The organism is Sporotomaculum syntrophicum, from assembly GCF_009932395.1.
GTDB classification, from domain to species: domain Bacteria; phylum Bacillota; class Desulfotomaculia; order Desulfotomaculales; family Desulfallaceae; genus Sporotomaculum; species Sporotomaculum syntrophicum.
In genome coordinates this window covers 98,273-116,198 of the sequence record NZ_LSRS01000005.1, presented here as the reverse complement: position 1 = coordinate 116,198, position 17,926 = coordinate 98,273, and the positions used below count along the sequence as shown (strand labels likewise).

General features: G+C 44.8%; 16 protein-coding genes. 4 read left to right on the top strand and 12 right to left on the bottom strand.

Annotated features, from left to right (window positions below; all coding sequences use genetic code 11):
• Nucleotides 1-279: 279 nt before the first annotated feature.
• From SPSYN_RS10750 to SPSYN_RS10740, 3 genes are all read right to left on the bottom strand, one after another.
• A complete protein-coding gene (locus tag SPSYN_RS10750; RefSeq protein ID WP_161822496.1) occupies nt 280-1,815 on the bottom strand; it encodes a PAS domain-containing protein in 1,536 nt (511 codons plus the stop codon).
• 310 nt (nt 1,816-2,125) lie between these two features.
• Entirely contained in the window at nt 2,126-2,410 is a 285-nt protein-coding gene (locus tag SPSYN_RS10745; RefSeq protein ID WP_207708557.1) for a hypothetical protein, read from the bottom strand.
• A gap of 233 nt (nt 2,411-2,643) precedes the next feature.
• On the bottom strand, nt 2,644-3,972 hold the full coding sequence (locus SPSYN_RS10740) for a hypothetical protein (protein WP_161822494.1): 1,329 nt from the start codon (nt 3,970-3,972) through the stop codon (nt 2,644-2,646).
• Between the two features lie 202 nt (nt 3,973-4,174).
• On the opposite strand from SPSYN_RS10740, the gene SPSYN_RS10735 reads away from it, so the two are divergent.
• Entirely contained in the window at nt 4,175-4,483 is a 309-nt protein-coding gene (locus SPSYN_RS10735; protein ID WP_161822493.1) for a hypothetical protein, read from the top strand.
• Nucleotides 4,484-4,603: 120 nt separating this feature from the next.
• On the opposite strand, the gene SPSYN_RS10730 is transcribed toward SPSYN_RS10735, so the two are convergent.
• The 8 genes from SPSYN_RS10730 to SPSYN_RS10695 form a co-directional block, all read right to left on the bottom strand.
• Nucleotides 4,604-5,158 (bottom strand): hypothetical protein, encoded by a 555-nt coding sequence (locus tag SPSYN_RS10730; protein ID WP_161822492.1) that lies wholly within the window; start codon nt 5,156-5,158, stop codon nt 4,604-4,606.
• 15 nt (nt 5,159-5,173) lie between these two features.
• Nucleotides 5,174-6,013, bottom strand: a complete 840-nt coding sequence (locus SPSYN_RS10725; protein WP_161822491.1) for a CvfB family protein — start codon at nt 6,011-6,013, stop codon at nt 5,174-5,176.
• Nucleotides 6,014-6,139: 126 nt separating this feature from the next.
• On the bottom strand, nt 6,140-7,108 hold the full coding sequence (locus tag SPSYN_RS10720) for an MBL fold metallo-hydrolase (RefSeq protein ID WP_161822490.1): 969 nt from the start codon (nt 7,106-7,108) through the stop codon (nt 6,140-6,142).
• Between the two features lie 193 nt (nt 7,109-7,301).
• Nucleotides 7,302-8,141: a MetQ/NlpA family ABC transporter substrate-binding protein gene (locus SPSYN_RS10715; RefSeq protein WP_161822489.1), complete on the bottom strand. Its 840-nt coding sequence runs from the start codon at nt 8,139-8,141 to the stop codon at nt 7,302-7,304.
• A gap of 4 nt (nt 8,142-8,145) precedes the next feature.
• Nucleotides 8,146-8,808, bottom strand: coding sequence for a methionine ABC transporter permease (locus tag SPSYN_RS10710; protein WP_161822488.1), 663 nt, complete (start codon nt 8,806-8,808; stop codon nt 8,146-8,148).
• Nucleotides 8,801-9,832, bottom strand: a complete 1,032-nt coding sequence (locus SPSYN_RS10705) for a methionine ABC transporter ATP-binding protein (RefSeq protein WP_161822487.1) — start codon at nt 9,830-9,832, stop codon at nt 8,801-8,803. The genes SPSYN_RS10710 and SPSYN_RS10705 overlap by 8 nt, the downstream gene beginning before the upstream one ends.
• Before the next feature lie 341 nt (nt 9,833-10,173).
• The gene (locus SPSYN_RS10700; RefSeq protein WP_161822486.1) at nt 10,174-10,635 is read right to left on the bottom strand and encodes a RidA family protein; all 462 of its coding nucleotides are present in this window, start codon (nt 10,633-10,635) and stop codon (nt 10,174-10,176) included.
• Between the two features lie 63 nt (nt 10,636-10,698).
• Entirely contained in the window at nt 10,699-11,103 is a 405-nt protein-coding gene (locus SPSYN_RS10695; protein ID WP_243153020.1) for a helix-turn-helix domain-containing protein, read from the bottom strand.
• Nucleotides 11,104-11,408: 305 nt separating this feature from the next.
• Between SPSYN_RS10695 and SPSYN_RS10690 the strand changes: the two genes are divergently transcribed.
• The 3 genes from SPSYN_RS10690 (at nt 11,409) to SPSYN_RS10680 (ending at nt 17,423) form a co-directional block, all read left to right on the top strand.
• Nucleotides 11,409-12,062, top strand: a complete 654-nt coding sequence (locus SPSYN_RS10690; protein WP_202623815.1) for a nitrite/sulfite reductase domain-containing protein — start codon at nt 11,409-11,411, stop codon at nt 12,060-12,062.
• 693 nt (nt 12,063-12,755) lie between these two features.
• Entirely contained in the window at nt 12,756-14,816 is a 2,061-nt protein-coding gene (gene malQ / locus SPSYN_RS10685; RefSeq protein ID WP_161822484.1) for a 4-alpha-glucanotransferase, read from the top strand.
• Between the two features lie 174 nt (nt 14,817-14,990).
• Nucleotides 14,991-17,423, top strand: coding sequence for a DUF3536 domain-containing protein (locus SPSYN_RS10680; RefSeq protein WP_161822483.1), 2,433 nt, complete (start codon nt 14,991-14,993; stop codon nt 17,421-17,423).
• 102 nt (nt 17,424-17,525) lie between these two features.
• On the opposite strand, the gene SPSYN_RS10675 is transcribed toward SPSYN_RS10680, so the two are convergent.
• Entirely contained in the window at nt 17,526-17,876 is a 351-nt protein-coding gene (locus SPSYN_RS10675; protein WP_161822482.1) for an Asp23/Gls24 family envelope stress response protein, read from the bottom strand.
• Between the last annotated feature and the right edge of the window lie 50 nt (nt 17,877-17,926).

Sequence of the window (17,926 nt, the reverse complement as noted above, 5' to 3'; positions counted from 1 at the left end):
CGCCTTAAAGAATACCTGAGCCTAAAAAACTTAAATGTGCGAGGGTTCAAAAAAGTAAAAGCGCGTGTCTTATTATCATGTATTGCAATGTTATCCACAGCGATGGTTTCAGTATTTGAGCCCAAAGTTGTAAAGCAGGTAGCTTAGGCGATACTGGTATTTTAAAACTCTCTATAGCTCAAAGGGGTATTTTTGTCCATTTTTGATTATCCACAGTTATAAAATAGCATTTAGCATAGCAACTTACCATAACTGTGTTAAGTTAATGCGATTGCAGTTCTAAATTATGGCATTGAATTTTATGCTACAGAAATTATGCAAAATGCTTAATTGTTTATTATAAAGTTTAAATTGCTCGGTATCATTAAATATGCATATATCTGAAGCTGTTCGACCGATTAATTCCTCACGGCAAAAACCAAAGAAACGTTCATAACTCTTATTTACTTCAATGTGCTTATCATCACTTTGCCTAGTTATAACCATTGGAGTTGGATTGTTATAAAAAGCCTTGCAAAACCTTTCTTCAGATAAACGCAATGCTTGTTCAACCTGTTTAAGTTCCGTTATATCACTGATTACGCTAAGTAAATACTGTTCGCCACCAATAGCAATAATCTCCGAAGAAAAAAGAGCAATTCGAATATCTCCTGATCTCTTACGAAAGTTAATATTAAGGTTTTTAATAAATCCATGCTGCACTATATAATTAATCAACTTAGTACGGTCTTCCGGATTCTTGTATATGTTTAAATCCGCAATCGTTTTGTTGATAACTTGCTGACGTGAATAACCGAAAAAACTAAGAAAATTTGAATTTACATCTATAATTCGCCCGCTCTCAATTGTGGTAATTGCCATCGGGTTAGGACCGGCATTAAAGGCCGTAGAGAACTTTTCTTCGGACAAGCGCAGCATCTTTTCCGCTCGCTTGCGGTCGGTTATGTCGAAAACAAGTGCCTGCATTATATTTTTACCCTGAATAGTACAAGGAGCTGTCACCACTTCTATATCTAAAACTTTTCCATCAGGTCTAACTATCTTTTCTTCCATTAATGAGGCAGTTACTCTTTCATCCTGTACCTGCCGCCACTTTTCCGCAACAATGTCCTTATAATCGGGATGAATTAAATCGATCATTGATACTCCAACAGCTTCGCGAATGCTCCCCAAGCCAAAAAGCTTAACACCTGCCTTGTTTATAAATTTAAGTTTATTTTTGGAATGGAGAAGAATTGCATTTGGTGAGTTTTCAACTAGTTGACAGTAAAGTTCTTTAATCTCTCGCAATGATTCTTCGACCTGTTTCTGCTCGAAAATTTCCTTTTGCAGTTGTTCATTAGCTGTTTCTAGCTCGATAATTTGCTTATTTACCAGTTCTTGCGGATGATTACGCTTACATTCAGTAATATCACGTGCGGTTTCTATAGCACCAACTATATTCCCTTTGCTGTCATAAAGAGGTGATGCCTTGAGCCATAATAATACCTCTTTTTGATTATATGGTAATTTAACTAAGACCTCACCATAAATTGTATTTTCTTCTTTTACAACATTCCGATATTTCTTTTCGGTTGTATAATCATCTGTAAAAATTAAATCCAGTAAAACCGGTCTAGCCTTTCCATAAAAAGGCAGGGAGTAGGCATATTCGCCCTTATCAATTATATCTGCCTTGCTAACACCAGTTATTCTTTCAATAGCCCTATTCCAAGCAACTACTTTCCTATCCTGATCAACAACAAGAGTAGGGTCAGGTAGAAAATCAATTATATCCAAAAGTTGCATATTGGGCAGATTTTGTTGTCTATTCAAATAAACCAGTCCCTCGATCATTTATAGCCTAAAGGAATTATTCTATATAATTCCTTTATTACCTTTGAATATTTTGCCAAGTTAAGAATATTGTTGAACTTATAAATTGAGGCAACTTTCGCATAGATGATACACTAAGCATCAATAATTTTATGACTAAAAATTTGTAGCATTGCCGAAAGGCTTAGCTATTTTTTTAATTGGAACCTATACAATGGGGACTAAGTTTAATATAAAAACCGCCCTCACCCGCTAATTAGGGGTAAGGGCGGTACGGAATTAATCCGTCAAATTATGCCAAAAGCGCTTGCTAATATTCTTCTATTACATTAACAATTATATCCTGCCTAACTTGCTCTATACCTTTCTCCTCATTGTCCGACTGCACTTTAACGATAAAGGTACATATCTGATTAAAACCAAGTTCAGTGGGAGTCAGATTGGTATAAACCATCTTATCTTCAACAATCGCCTCTCCGGATGCCAATATTTCCCCCAGGCGGTTTTTGTACTCATACCTCGCTTCTAAAATCTTGAAATCCACACCATCCGCACCAGAAATCTTGATGCCTAATTCTTTGGTTTCTCCAAGCAAAAAATTCCTCATCTAGACACGTTCCTCTCTAAATATTTCCCGTCGCCGGCTTGTTAGCCTCGTACCGGATCCTTGTAACACAATTTATTTATTTAAATTCAATTTTTTAGCAAAACATTCCTGCCTATCGCTCGACAAAATTAGAGTAATTATAAACTATTTTTTAACCAATTTGACGACTATATACACCACCTATGAAATATATTTAGTCGATATAACGGCATGGAGATGCTTTAATCCCTTAATTGTATGAGTTTATCCCAACCGGTTAACCGACTATCGAGTTTTTCTCGAATTGATACTCTCTGTTCTTTTGCGACATTAAAAAATTCAGTGACAATGAACATGTTATTGCCGTTTAAATCAACATCGATCATCATATCTTCAGCCGTAATCTGAACACTCTGCCGCCAGGTGATGATGCGATTGGTTCCTACATAAAAGCGGTCCCAAACCTGCAGCTCATCGCAAAGCACTGCTAAATACAACAGGGGGTCTTTATCCAACTCCAGCTTGATGATATGGTTTCCTATCTGCTTCAGGTTGTGGTATATTACAGCTCTGCAGCCCGGAATGATGTGTTTGACAAAAAACGGTACATCATATTTAGCTGTTTGCGTAACGGAATCATACATCTGCTGGTTAACTAGCCGTATCTTATGATAGAGCCAGTACCAGGCCGACGTATATTGAAAGAGCATTAAGCCGCTGGCCACCGCATGATCCACCTTGGGATCTAAATCTTTTTGACCAGCCATATAGTACCCTTCCGAGGCGATGCGCATGGCTTCCTGGCGCATTTTTTCCCCGGTGGGATCAAAGGTTTTCAAGGCCAGCCAGGCAAAAGCATCCGTTTTTTTAGCCTGTTCCGGCAAAAATTCATTAACCCAGATAACATTACTGAGTTTTTTCATGATTATTTCCGGAGTTGGTTCATTAACTAAATTCCAGCTTTTATAGTTCCGGGCAAACTCAGCGCAAAGCCTCCTCAGGATGGCTTCATATTCCTGGCTTAAATCGCCGATGATATGTTTTTTAATCCATGCATACTCAAACATGCCGTCGTATAAACGCAGCCCTTCCTCGTCAATTTGCACTTTTGCGTCAACTACAATGTGATCAAATATATAGCCAATGTCGTGCAGCAAGGAAGCGTATGTCCACTGGAATAGAAAACGTTTTACTTTAAGGTGGGGGACTTCATTAATTGAATTATTAATTGCTTCCTTGACATTTGGTAAGCTATCGTAAATCCAGACCCCTAATAAAAAGAGGTAAAGCGTGTGTGCGGTATGATCATATTGGTTTTTATAGCGAATCATATGCATGAGCTCATAAGTGGCTACCTGAGAGCGCAGCTCCATGATATTCCGGAAATACATGGTGGCTAGAATTAACTGGGCAACTTTTTCCCCTTCCTGTAAGCGCCGAATATCGGTACGCGCTCTCATAAAGCTTCTCAGCTTATGGACAAAGCCGGGGATCTGTCCCCTTAAATATTCGGCTGCCCCGTGCCCATAATGGAAATGATCCAGCAGCTGGTCATTAATATTGCTCAGCATAATAGCCCCTTCTTTAATAGATTTTTTATATTATTAATTCGCTATATTTTCTTGGTTCCCTTTAATAAAGGGTTGCTACTGGCAGGCTTGGGGCGATCAGCAAATTTTTACTTTATATTAAGCCTCATGCAATTTAGGTATTAATGTACCTTTGACATCACACGTTTAGTGTCGTAAACTCCAATTGAAAGTAGGTGAAACAATGACCAGGATTAAGCTTGCATATTCTGATGCTAACGGCATCAGCGGGACAATTGCTTTTGAAGGCACCTGGTTACTACGAGAAGTTAGGGAGGACGCTCCAGGCAGGGACATTGGCACCCGATATTCGGTAGCTCTAACAGCTAGCGGCCAATATCTAGTGTTTATGGAAACGCCTGAACATGGCAGTGGTTATACAGTGTACTGTTCCTTCCAAGAAATGATTGACAAGCATGCCGTGCCCCCGGGAATAGCCTGTACGCTCAACGAACAGATGGGCTATGTTGAATTCCTTGATATTTTAAGCTAAGCTGCTGCCCACAGCAGGTGTGATGGCGGGCAAGCTTGCCCACGCCGGGTCCAAAGATGGTGTAAGCGATACCCATCGCAGGCATCGCCTACACCATCACTATCATTAATTTTAATTCCATCACCTTGGCCAAAATATCTCACAAATCATGCCGTGAGCATCACGGACATCGAACCTGGCTATAAAATGGTTGGGCAAAGTATCCTGGATTGGTTTGGGGGTGATGATAGCGCGTTCTGATATTTCCGCTACCTTGTGCCCATCGGCGTAAAAAGTAAAACCCTGCTCAGTATTGAAGTTATCGGTAATCACTTGCAACCTGGCCCCTTCATGATGGCGCCAGATGACCGGCGGCCCGCACACGTTCAGCACCTTGATAAACAGCCTCCGTCCTTCGACATACCTCTCCAGCGGCTTAACTCCCTCATGCTGCATAAACATATCATAAAGCCAATTTTCATGCTTCAGGAAGGCAATAATGTCCCACAAAGGGGTCCCCAGCACATCAAGCTTGACGGTCTTTTTAATATTAATTTTGTTATGGCTAAATAATAGCCTGTCCCCCTGGTAGCCCTTGTATATGTAGGCTGTTGATATACTGTTTTCCCCTGCCTGCACCAGGTCAATAGTTAGCCCGTTCTGCAGCATAAACTCCTTAAGCTCTGCTATTAACATTGGCCACCCTCCTGTTTACCACATCAGCTCAATGCCTTCCTCGGTAGTTTTAATGGCACCTTCCTTTAAAAGACGCCCCACCGCTCGTTTAAAAGCTCGTTTGCTCATATTTAACTCGGCCTTGATATGTTCAGGATCGCTATAATCATTGAAGGGCAACGAACCACCGTTGACTTTTAACCGCTCCATAATTTTTTCGGCGTCACCCTCGATTTCTTTATAAGCCATTTGCCTTAAACTTAATTCCAACTTGCCATCTTCCCGCACTTTTTTTACTCTGGCTGTGATTACATCTCCTGCAGTAAAGTTGCCAAACATTTCGTTGTTATGAATAAACCCGTGATATTTACCATCTACAGCGACAAAAACACCCAGGTCCCGATTGATGCGGTAAACGATTCCCTGGACCAGGTCATTTTTTTTATAGGGTGCTTCGCTGCTCAATAAATCATAGATACGCATCGTGGCGCAAATTTTATTGCTCTGATTAACATACAAACCAACCAGGCATAAATCCCCTATTTTCACCCTGCCCACTTGCTCCTTTATGGGCAACAACAAGTCTTTCGGCAAGCCCCAATCTAAAAAAGCACCAAAATTTGTGATGTCTGCAACCTGTAGACATCCCAGCTCGCCAATGGTTAGTTTTGGCTTTTCCAGCGTAGCTATGATTACTCCCTCAGCATTACTGTTCACAAAGACCTCGAGCTCATCACCTACAGCCAGTCCCTCAGGCAGTCCCCTTTTAGGCAATAAAATATCCTCACCATCCTGGACAACAGGAAAATTTAGATAAGCTCCCAGCACAGTTATGCTCATAACCTGCAATTTCTGCATTTTACCGATTTCGATCATTTTGAACCTTCTTTTTTATTTATTGTTTAACTGCTCACGTCTGTCATCTGCTTTGAACCACGGGCTATTTTTTATACCGGGGCAATTCATCGTATAGGTCTGATGGTCAAGCAAAACCTGAATAATTTAGCTTAGCGAAAAAACTTTTATCCCATCGCTCAGTTCCTTCCTTACCTGGCCTAACCCCTCCAGGTAGCGCAGGTGGGCAATGGCTTCGCCGCTGGCAAACCATTTTTGCGGCGTGGGATACTCCTCCCAGGTGGGGCAGTCGATATCCCAGCTCATTTGGGTAGCTACCTGGTAAGCAGTGGCCCTGCCACGACGCAATATCGCCAGTATTTCGGCGTTTCTTTCCTGGTGGTGCTGTTTAAGCTCAGCGATTCTCTTCTTAACATCGTAAATTAAATTGCGGTGTCCCGGCAGTGTCAGTTCAATATCCAGCTGAGAGACTTTTTCCAGGTTGGCCAGGTAATCGGCCAGGGGGTTACCGGAGATAAATAGAGAGATATTGGGCGTTATATCATCCAGAATATGGTCCCCGGAGACCAGCACCTTTTTGTCCGGTTCATACAGACACGTATGGCCGTCGGTATGGCCGGGAGTGACCACACATTGAAAATGGTAATCCCCAATCTCTATGTTATCCCCGTCCTGAACGTAGTCAATTTTAATTTCGCCCTGGGACGCGTATTTAAAACCCGGGTGCCTTTCCAGCACATTCTGCAGTTCATCTTCAGGAAAACCATACCCACGGGCACCAGCCAAAAGCTCTTCCCCCCTGGCGGCAGGCTCTAAGATTACCTCAGCGTCCGGATAGCTGCAAAATATTTTTGAGGTATCCGTGGCCAGAGACCCCACCAGGCCACAATGGTCTGAATGCATATGAGTAATAAAGAAGTCAGTTTTATCCAGCTGTACATTAAGTTTTTTTAAGGCTGTATACATGACCTCTGAGCATTCCCTTCGGTTCATACCGGTATCGATCATGAAGTATCTTTCCTGTCCTTTGATGATATATGAATTGAGCGCTTTCAGCGGGTTATTGGGCAGGGGAATTTCAATTAAAAAGATATTGGGCAAAACCTCTTTATACAATACCTTCACTCCTCAATGCTGCAGCGTATATATGGATTATAATGCATGAACAGCCAAAATTCCAAACATTTCATGCTAATGTTGGAACTATCCAATCCAAGTTTCAGTAAGCTATGAAAGACATACATATTTTTTAATAGCATTAAAAAAAGAGCCGGAAATCCAATGCCGGCTCTTTACTATCCTTGTCTACTTAAAAAGATGGAATCACACTGCCCTCATAATTATCCTCAATAAACTTTTTCACTTCCGGTGACTGCAGGGCTTGGCCAAGTTTTTTAATGTTGTCCTTATCTTTATCCTCGTCCCGCACTACCAGTACGTTAGCAAACGGCGAATCCTTCGGTTCCATAAAAATAGCGTCTTCCACCGGATTTAAATTACCTTCCAGAGCATAGTTGCTGTTAATTACACACAAATCCAGGTCCGCCAGGGCCCTGGGCAGCATGGCAGCATCCATCATCTGGATCTTTAAATTTTTCGGGTTTTCTACTATATCGGCATCAGTGGCGGTTACTCCGGCACCTTCCTTAAGCTTTAGTAGCCCGGCCGCTTCCAGTACATTTAAAGCCCGGCCGCCATTGGTGGCGTCGTTGGGTATACCTATCTTGGCCCCGTCGGCCAGCTTGTTCAGGTCGTCGATTTTGTCGGAATATACGCCCATCGGTTCATTGTGCACTTTATATACCCAGACCAGGTTGGCATTATTTTTCGCATTATAGTCGTCCAGGTAAGGTATGTGTTGGAAGAAGTTGGCGTCAATTTGCTTGTCCTTTAAGGCCGGGTTAAGTAATACATAGTCAGTAAACACCTGGATTTCCAGATCAATACCCTCTTCTTTCAGTAGAGGCTTCACTACTTCCAGTATTTCAGCGTGGGGTTTGGCGGTGGCCCCAACTACTATCTTATTGGAATTGGCGGCGGTATCTGTGGCCGTGTCCTTGGCTGTATCCTTGTCGTTATTACCTCCACAGCCGGCCATAACGACCATGGCCAGCGCAAAAACACACAACAGGGCACCTAGTTTCTTCATTAAATTACCTCCTTTTTTTTGCCACTTTTCCGGCGAGATTATCCCCGAGCATTTGCACGCCCTGAACAAGTATGATCAGGACAATCACGGTTGCCCACATGATGGAGTTTTCATAACGCTGGTAACCGTAATAATAAGCCAGTGTACCCAAACCACCTCCTCCTACAATGCCTGCCATTGCTGAATAACCAACCAGGTTAATGGTGGTTATAGCCACACCTAAAATTAATGAAGGCTTAGCCTCGGGCAACAGCACCTGGGAGATAATAGTCCAGGTGCTGGCCCCCATGGATAGGGCCGCTTCGATTAGTCCCCATTCAATCTCTTTGAGGGAAGTCTCCACCATCCGGGCTACAAAGGGAATGGCCGCCAGGGTAAGGGGAACTATGGAAGCCACTGTACCGATGTATGTACCGGCAATCAAACGAGTTAGAGGTATAAGTAAGATTAAAAAGATAATAAAAGGCACCGATCGGGTGGCGTTGATCACCCACCCCAGTACCCGGTTGATGCCAATTCTTTCCATGATATGGCCTTTAGCCGTAATAACCAGGATCACTCCTAGGGGCAGTCCAAACAAATAGCTTAATACAGTAGAGGTTAAAACCATATAGATGGTTTCCCACGTAGCGAATAGCAATTTATCCAACAGCCAAGCATCAAGCATTGTTTAACACCTCGATTTCCAGACCCCGGCTGCGCAGGTAATCCATTGATTCCTGCAATACCCCGGGCGGGCCAATCAGTTCCAGGGCCAAGTTGCCAAAGGGTGTGTCCTTGATCCGGTCTACGTTGCCGTAAAGAATGTTAGCCTCAATATCAAATTGGCGGATCATTGAAGAAATCACCGGTGCACCGGCCGAAGGGCCGATAAAGGAAACACGGATCAGCTTGACATGGGTTTGCTCATTCTGTACCTGTGAACGGTGTAGCAATTCTGCGGGAACTTCCCTGCTGATCACCGTATTGACAAAGCTGCGCGCGGTAGGTGAACTGGGACTAGCAAAGACTTTTAACACCTCGCCCACTTCAACAATATGAGAGTTATCAATCACCGCCACCCGGTCACATATCTCTTTAATGACATTCATATCGTGAGTTATAAGTAGGATAGTCAAGTTAAATTTGCGGTTAATATCCCTTAATAATTTTAAAATGGAACGGGTAGTTTGGGGATCCAGGGCTGAGGTGGCCTCATCGGATAACAACAGTTTGGGACCGTTGGCCAGGGCGCGGGCAATGCCAACCCTTTGTTTCTGGCCGCCGCTCAGTTGGCTGGGGAAAGCCCCTTCCTTATCGGCTAGTCCCACCAGTTCCAGTAGTTCCCGCGCCCGCCGGGCAGCTTCCGGCCGGGGTACTTTGGCTATTTCCAGGGGAAACATGACGTTAGCAAAGACAGTTCTGGAAGATAACAGGTTAAAATGCTGAAATATCATGCCGATTTTTTGCCGTGCAGTACGCAGCTCACGCTTGGCCAGACTGGTAATTTCCTGTCCGTCCACCACAATAGAGCCCATGGTAGGTTTTTCTAACATGTTAATGCACCTAATCAGGGTGCTTTTACCCGCTCCGCTCAGACCAATAATACCAAATATTTCACCCTTTTCCACAGTAAGGCTAACATTATCCAAAGCAGTTATCTTTTGGCTGGGGGTTAGATAAACTTTGCTAAGTTCTTTGATTTTAATCAATTTAATACCCCTCCTGCATCACCAGTTGCAAGGCCAAGCTCATTATACATAATAACAATTATTAATATAAATATATCGTCATTATTTCGTCGATAAAACTCGAAAAACCTGCCTGGGAGTATAGATAAAATAAATTTGCATCAGTACATAGGTTCGCAGCTGATGTTATGTTAATAATGAACACTTTACCATTTATAAATTTGCCCCCAAAAAAAAAGCCCGTATAAAGCTAACGAGCGAATTTGGAATATTTTATTACTCATTTCCTCTCCAGCTTGTGCCTTCATCAGCACGGCACAGTCAGTTGGTCTATAGTCAGTAGACTCCAGATCATAAAGAAGTTAAACTCTAATCTGAGCAATCATTTCCACCTCGCAGGCTGCATTCAGGGGTAAAGCAGCTACGCCCAGCGCCGCCCGTGCATGTTTACCCCGCTCACCAAAAACCTGTTCCAATAATTCGGAGGCACCGTTAATTACTTTAGCCTGCTCATAAAAATCCTGCCCGCTTTGCACGTAACCTGTTATCTTCACGATCTGCACCAGTCTGGACCAGTCCTGGAGCGTATCATGCAAAACAGCCAGGCAATTAATGGCCGCCAGTCTGGCAGCCTCCTGCCCTTCAGCAAGGTTAAGCTCTGCACCTACCCGGCCGGCATAGATGATTTCACCCGCTTTGATGGGCAGTTGCCCGGAAACATAAATGAAGTCACCCGCCAATCGGCCAGGCACATAAGCAGCCAGCGGCTTGTTAATTTCCGGAATAACAATGCCTAATTCCTGTAGTTTATTTTCAATGTCCATAGCTACACCCTTTTCTCAATTACATTTCTTTAAAACTAATTAATTTGAATATATAAAATGCACTTAACCCGCCTCCAAAGCTCGCAAAAAGTCTCGCCATGCTTGTTCCACAAGCTCACTCTTCCCTTCTATAACAGCCATTTGCCGCGCCTTTCTCAAAGCCTGTCTGACAAGTTCACTGCTCTTGATATATTCGGGCAAGTCCATTGGAATTTCATTTCTGTCGTAAGAGGCCAGATCGATCATCTGATTTATTTCTGCCTCTGATAAAGCAAATATTTTAGCTATTTCCTCTAGTTTATTATAATTAGGTGGATTCCTCCTACCTTTTTCTATGTCACTCCAATAAGCAGGGGAAAAGTTCAGTAACTCGGCCAATTTTCTTAAACTGATAGCTTCAGCTTTTCTTTTTGCTGTGATAAATTCCCCAAATTTACCTGAACTAATTATGCTCGCCTCCTTATTCACAAAAGCATGTATGCCACCATGCAAACAATACTACAATATAATATTCCTTGTCAAGAATATGTTATTTCTGATGGCAAACTCCGGTAAACAAGAGATAAGATAAATTACGCCCCGGCAGTTTTGATCGCTTTGGCACCAGCAGCAGACAGAGCAAAGCAAAAGTCAAGTCAATCACCTACGCATTTTCACTGTAAAATACACTATTTAAATCCATAATTAAGGCTGCATAGAAGGAAAAATGCCTTTTATCTTGAATATATCATAATCACATACAGATTAAATATTTGTCAAAGGGAGGAATGATCATGGCAGACGAGCCGAGGGGAGCGATTCTCCAGCGAGATAAGGAAACTTATGCCATTGTACCCAGGACCCCGATGGGCTTAATAACCCCCGATATTTTAGAAAATATAGCTAATGTTGCCCGTAAACATGAAATCCCCATCATTAAAATTACCTCTGCCCAACGCCTTGCGCTGGTAGGAATGAAACCGGAAAAAGTCGAGGAGGTTTGGCAGGACCTGGGGCTGGATGTAGGGCCCGCTGTGGGACTTTGTGTGCATTATGTGCAGGCCTGCCCGGGCACAGCGGTATGCCGGTTCGGTATGCAGGACTCCCTGGGACTGGCCGGAGAGCTGGAGAAAATATTCGTGAACATGGAGATGCCCGCCAAAACTAAGATCGGCATATCTGGCTGCCCCATGTGCTGTGGTGAAAGCTATGTTAAAGACTTTGGCGCCTTCGGTAAAAAATCCGGCTGGACCGTCATTTTTGGCGGCAATTCAGGTGCCCGTGCCCGCATTGGGGACGTCATCGCTGAAAATTTAAGCAGCGAGGAAGTTATTGCTCTGGCTAAAAAATGCTTTGATTATTATGCCGCCAACGCCAACAAAAAGGAAAGAACCGCACGCTTCATTGAACGCATCGGTATAGAAGAATTCAAAAAGGCGGTACTTTAGTACTACTTTCTACCTGACTCAAACAAGCATGCTCGCAACGGCGTGTTCCCTAACCATTTACTATTATAATTTTACATGGCGAAAAGAGTGCTTTAGGGATAATACAAACCAAAGCAAAAACCCAGCCTCGCTGGGTTTTTGCTTACTTATAGACTATGCATAGTCTAATCTCTAAGGTCTGACCTTTAAGATGTAAATAGAATAGGTTGTGCGGGACCGACAGTTACAATATTATCTACATTAATTTTTAAAGTATCGCCAACCAGGTTTTCCAACGCTATAATCACATAAATCTCTTTTGAAACTCTTATCTATTTACTCCTTTATATATTATTTGGTCAGCCGAACCGCTTACATTCATTGCCGACTACCCCTTTATCTTCGACATATCTTATGATGAGAACGGGTATATAATAAACCACACGCTATTAGCATTACTTATGAACTGGACTCCGTACCTATTGGAAACTATAACATGGAAAAAATTAATCTTCGTTAATCTCGGTTGATAGTGGGTTTATGGTAATATTGATTCATGGTCTATTTATACTAAACCTTCTATTGTTTAAATACATTAAAACTACATACAATAACCAATAGTCTGCGTAAAAATTGAGAAGCATTCCAGTTTTCATCATATCTACATCGGACATTCAGTATCGGCCCACATTATAGATGGGGGGGGAAGAGTAATTGGATAAGCAGGATAACACGCTGCATCAACTTTCCCAAATGTACGGGTTGCAAACGGCCTACCGGGATGCTGAAGGGCATCGCCGACCGGCTTCTAATGAATCGCTGCTGGCCGCATTGCAAGCACTGGGCGCCCCGCTGGCCAGGCTGGCTGATGTGCCGGGCGCTCTGCGGCAAAGACGCTTGGAACTATGGCAGCGATGCTGTGAGCCGGTGGCAGTGGCCTGGGAAGACCGTCCAGTACATATCGAGCTGCGCCTACCGGTGCGTTTGAGTAATAGCCAGGCTAACTGCAGGTTGGAGATGGAAAACGGCGAAACGCAGGAATGGACTTGTGATCTGACCCTGCTACCTACGGTGGAAGAAACTACAATGGAAGGCGTCCATTATCAGGTAAAGCAACTCCCCCTGCCCGGCAGAGCGCCCCTGGGTTATCACCAGTTCACTATAGTTATGCCCGGTTTAACTTGCCAGACAATGCTGATAGCCGCTCCGCAAAAAGCTTACCTGCCCCCGAAGGAAGCCATGGAACGCCTCTGGGGAGTTTTCATACCCCTTTATGCACTGCGCTCCGAGCACAGTTGGGCTGCAGGAGATGTTGCTGATTTAAGACAATTACTTAGCTGGACGCAGAGTCTGGGCGGCAGCATTGTGGGCACACTGCCACTATTGGCCGCTTTTTTGGATGAACCTTTCTCACCCAGTCCCTACTCGCCTGCCAGCCGATTGTTCTGGAACGAGTTTTATCTAGACATAGCCGCTGTTCCTGAGCTAAAATTATGTACGGAAGCCCAGGATTTGTTAAATTCAGCGGCCTTCCAAGAAGAGCTGACCGTTTTGCGCCAGTCTCCCTACGCGGATTATCGCCGGGGTATGGTTGCAAAACGCCGGATACTGGAATTACTAGCCCGGTGTTGCACCAGTTTACCGGACAGAGCAGCCGAGCTGCGCAGCTGGACTTCAGCGCACCCGGCGGCCCAGGATTACGCACGTTTTCGGGCATCCATGGAAAAACAGCACCAGGTTTGGCCACAATGGCCTCACCAAATGCGCAATGGCAAACTACAGCACGGGGATTACAAGCCATCTGACGAGCTCTATCATTTATATGTGCAGTGGCTGGCCAAGGACCAGTTACATGCGCTGTCCTGCCAAGCCCGTCGAAGGGGTACAGGCTTGTATCTCGATTTGCCGTTGGGAGTGCACCAGGCCGGCTACGACGTATGGCGTGAGCAGCAAGCCTTTGCCCTGGAAGCCCAATGCGGCGCACCGCCGGACCAGCTAAATACGAACGGGCAAAATTGGGAATTCCCGCCCCTACACCCCGAAGGCATCAGGCAACAGGGCTACCGATATTATATTGCCACTTTGCGCCACCACATGCAACACGCCGGCATACTGCGCCTGGATCACATCATGAGCTTGCACCGGCTGTTCTGGATTCCCAGAGGCTTAACCGCCCGGGACGGGGTATATGTCAAATACCGGGCAGAGGAATTTTATGCTATACTAGCCCTTGAATCCCATCGCCACCAGACGCTGCTGGTGGGTGAGGATCTTGGTACCGTACCGCCGGCAGTCCGGGCATCTATGAGCAGGCATAAGCTTTACCGGATGCATATCCTGCCCTTTGAACTCGGCCGGCTCACCCGCAAGGGTCCTAATTTGCCCCCGCCCAGGTCCCTGGCCGCGCTGAACACCCATGACATGCCGACCTTTGCGACATACTGGCAGCAGGAAAACCGGCGCAGCCGGCTGAGACTGTCCCGGTTTTTGTTTCGCCGGGGATGGTTGCCGGCACCCACTGCTCATCCTAGTCAAGCCTTAGTGGGTTGTTTGCAACACCTGGCAGCCAGCCGGGCAAGGATAATGCTGATAAATTTGGAAGACTTATGGTTGGAAACATCACCCCAGAATGTTCCGGGTACCACCCAGGAGTACCCCAACTGGCAGCGTAAGGCCAGGCATGATATCGAGGATTTCACCCGGCAACCTGGTGTTTTAAATACACTGCGGTCAATTAACCTGCTGAGAAAACGGAAAATATTCAGAAAGGTTTAATTAATACTAAAACGCTCTAAGCTACATTTGGTGTAGGCCAGCTCATTTAGATAAATGAACGCCTGGCATAAGGCCAGGCTAACCAGTGTAAACTACCTTCTGTCAGCAGCATAAAAATTTATCTGCTCAAATAATAATCAAGATTAAAGCTTCCCATGAAGAAAGGATGTTAAAATGGAACGCTTTATTTGTATTCACGGCCATTTTTACCAGCCACCCCGGGAAAACCCTTGGCTTGAATTCCTTGAAATTCAGGATTCCGCCTACCCTTACCATGATTGGAATGAACGGATTAATGCCGAATGCTATGCACCCAATACCGCAGCCCGCATTCTGAACAATAAGAATTTAATTAGAAAAATATTTAACAACTACTCCCGGATTAGTTTTAATTTCGGCCCCACCCTGCTGGATTGGCTGGAAACCAGTGACCCCGAGGTTTACGAACAAATCATCAAAGCAGACCGGGACAGCCGCCGGCATTTTTCCGGACACGGCTCGGCGATAGCCCAGGCCTATAATCATATGATTATGCCGCTGGCCAGCAGCCGCGATAAACTTACCCAGGTGCGCTGGGGGATTGAGGATTTTAGATATCGTTTTGGACGGGATCCTGAAGGCATGTGGCTACCCGAAACTGCTGTGGATCTGGAAACACTGGACATCCTGGCTCAGGAAGGGATTAAATTCACCATTTTATCGCCCTACCAGGCCCAGCGGGTACGGGCCATCGATGACGTTTGGCAGGAGGTGGGCCCGGCGGGCATCGATTCCACCATGCCCTACCTGCTCCGCCTGCCCGAGACAGGACGCGAGATTAATATCTTCTTTTATAACGGTCCGATTTCCCAGGCTGTAGCCTTTGAAAAACTGCTCTCCAACGGAGAACATTTCGCCCAACGGCTAATGAGCGGTTTTTCCAACCGCAGCGACCGGCCTGAACTGGTGCACATTGCCACCGACGGTGAAACCTACGGTCACCACCACCGGCATGGAGAAATGGCCCTGGCTTATGCCCTGGATTTTATTGAGCGCCATAAACTGGCACGGATTACCAACTACGGTGAGTTCCTTGCCCTGTTCCCCCCTACTCATGAGGTGGAGATTAAAGAACAAACCGCCTGGAGCTGCGCCCACGGAGTGGACCGTTGGCAGAATGATTGTGGCTGCCGGACCGGCATGCACGAAGGCTGGACCCAGGCCTGGCGGGCCCCACTGCGCAAAGCTTTGAACTGGCTGCGTGACGCAATAACCCCTGAGTACGAAAAACACGCTGGACGGCTCTTTAAAGATCCCTGGGCTGCCCGTGATGCATATATCAGCCTAGTACTGGATCGTTCCCCAGAGAACAGAGAACGCTTCCTGGCCGAGCACGTTATCCATCCGTTGGATGCTTCAGAACGTGTGATTGCACTTAGTTTGCTGGAAATTCAGCGACATGCCATGCTGATGTTCACCAGCTGCGGATGGTTTTTTGATGACGTATCAGGCATTGAAACTATCCAGGTACTTCAGTATGCCAGGCGGGTAATACAACTGGCCGGTAATATTTTGGCCATCCCGCTGGAACCGCAATTCCTGGAAATGCTGGCTCAAGCTAAAAGCAACGACCCCCGCTATCAGGATGGTGTTTATATCTATCATCATATAATTACTCCGGCCATGGTGGATTTAACCAATGTGGGCGGCCACTTTGCCATAATCTCTTTATTTGAAAACTTCAGCCGGATTTCCCGCATTCGTTGTTACGAGGTAGAAAGGCTGGATAACTATACCACGGAAGCCGGTTCCACAAAATTCACCATCGGTAAAATACGTGTGACCTCCTTGGTGACAATGGATTCAACCATCTTATACTACTGTGCAATTTATTTCGCGGTACATAATGTCAGCTGCAGCATTCAGGAATTTTCTGATGAACAGCATTACCAGCAGCTGAGGGTAAAAGCAATCGATGCCTTTGAGCGGGCTGATTTTCATAAAGTCATCCAGTTGATGGACCACTATTTTGAAAATGGTTCCTTTTTATCATTAAAAGAGCTGTTCCGTGACCGGCTGCGGAGCATCTTAAGTAAAATATTAAACTCCACGCTGGAGGATATCGAGGCCGAATACAAGCAAATTTATCATCATAATGCCACTCTCATGCGTTTTTTGAGGGACTTAAAAATTCCTCTGCCACAAGCACTGCTGTGTGCCGCTGACCTGAACCTGAACGCGGAGCTGCGCCATGCTTTTGCCGAGGAAGAATTGGATATTGAGCATATTAATACCCTGTTTAATGAAGCTAGAATGCTAGATATTAAGCTTGATGACGTCAGCCTGGGCTATGTATTAAAAGCCAATATGGAAAAGACAGCGCAGAAGTTGTATTCAGATCCAATGAACCTTACCTTGCTGAGCAACCTGGATACGATGACCGGACTAACTCACGAACTGCCCTTTGAAATTGATTTATGGAAAATCCAAAATATTTATTACCGGTTGCTGCATGATTTTTACCCCTATCTGCAGCGTAAAGCAGAACAGGGAGACAAGAATACCCTGGTCTGGGTAAAAATGTTTATAGCCCTGGGTGAAAAATTGCATATGCAAATAAGTAAATAACTTAAAAAATATCCCGGCCGCTTTTAGCTGCCGGGTATTTTCCCCTAAATGCACTTATGGTTATGTCATCTCTCAAACTAATAACCGGACGCACCGGCATGATTATTCTTCGATTTCCAGTGCGGTTACAGTTACATTAATGGCGTTGACAATTAAATCCGTCATAGCTTCAATCTTTTCCTGGACCTTGCGCTGTACGTTTTGTGCAACCTCCCGCAGGGATAAACCATATTTTACCACAATAGCCAGGTCAACAGTTAAATTTTTTCCGTCTATCGATATTTTATTGATATGAGAATCGCTTTTACGGCTTAGAATGTTTCCTGTACTGCGGCTTTCAATGCCGGCAACACCCTCTACCTCAGCCATAGCCATATTGACCATGGTTTTAATTACCTCGTCGTTATACCTGATCGCACCAAGGGTGTCTTGTTCGGAATGATCCGTTTTCATAAAAAGCCTCCTTGTCGATAACTTATTGTTAATATTTTACCATAATTATA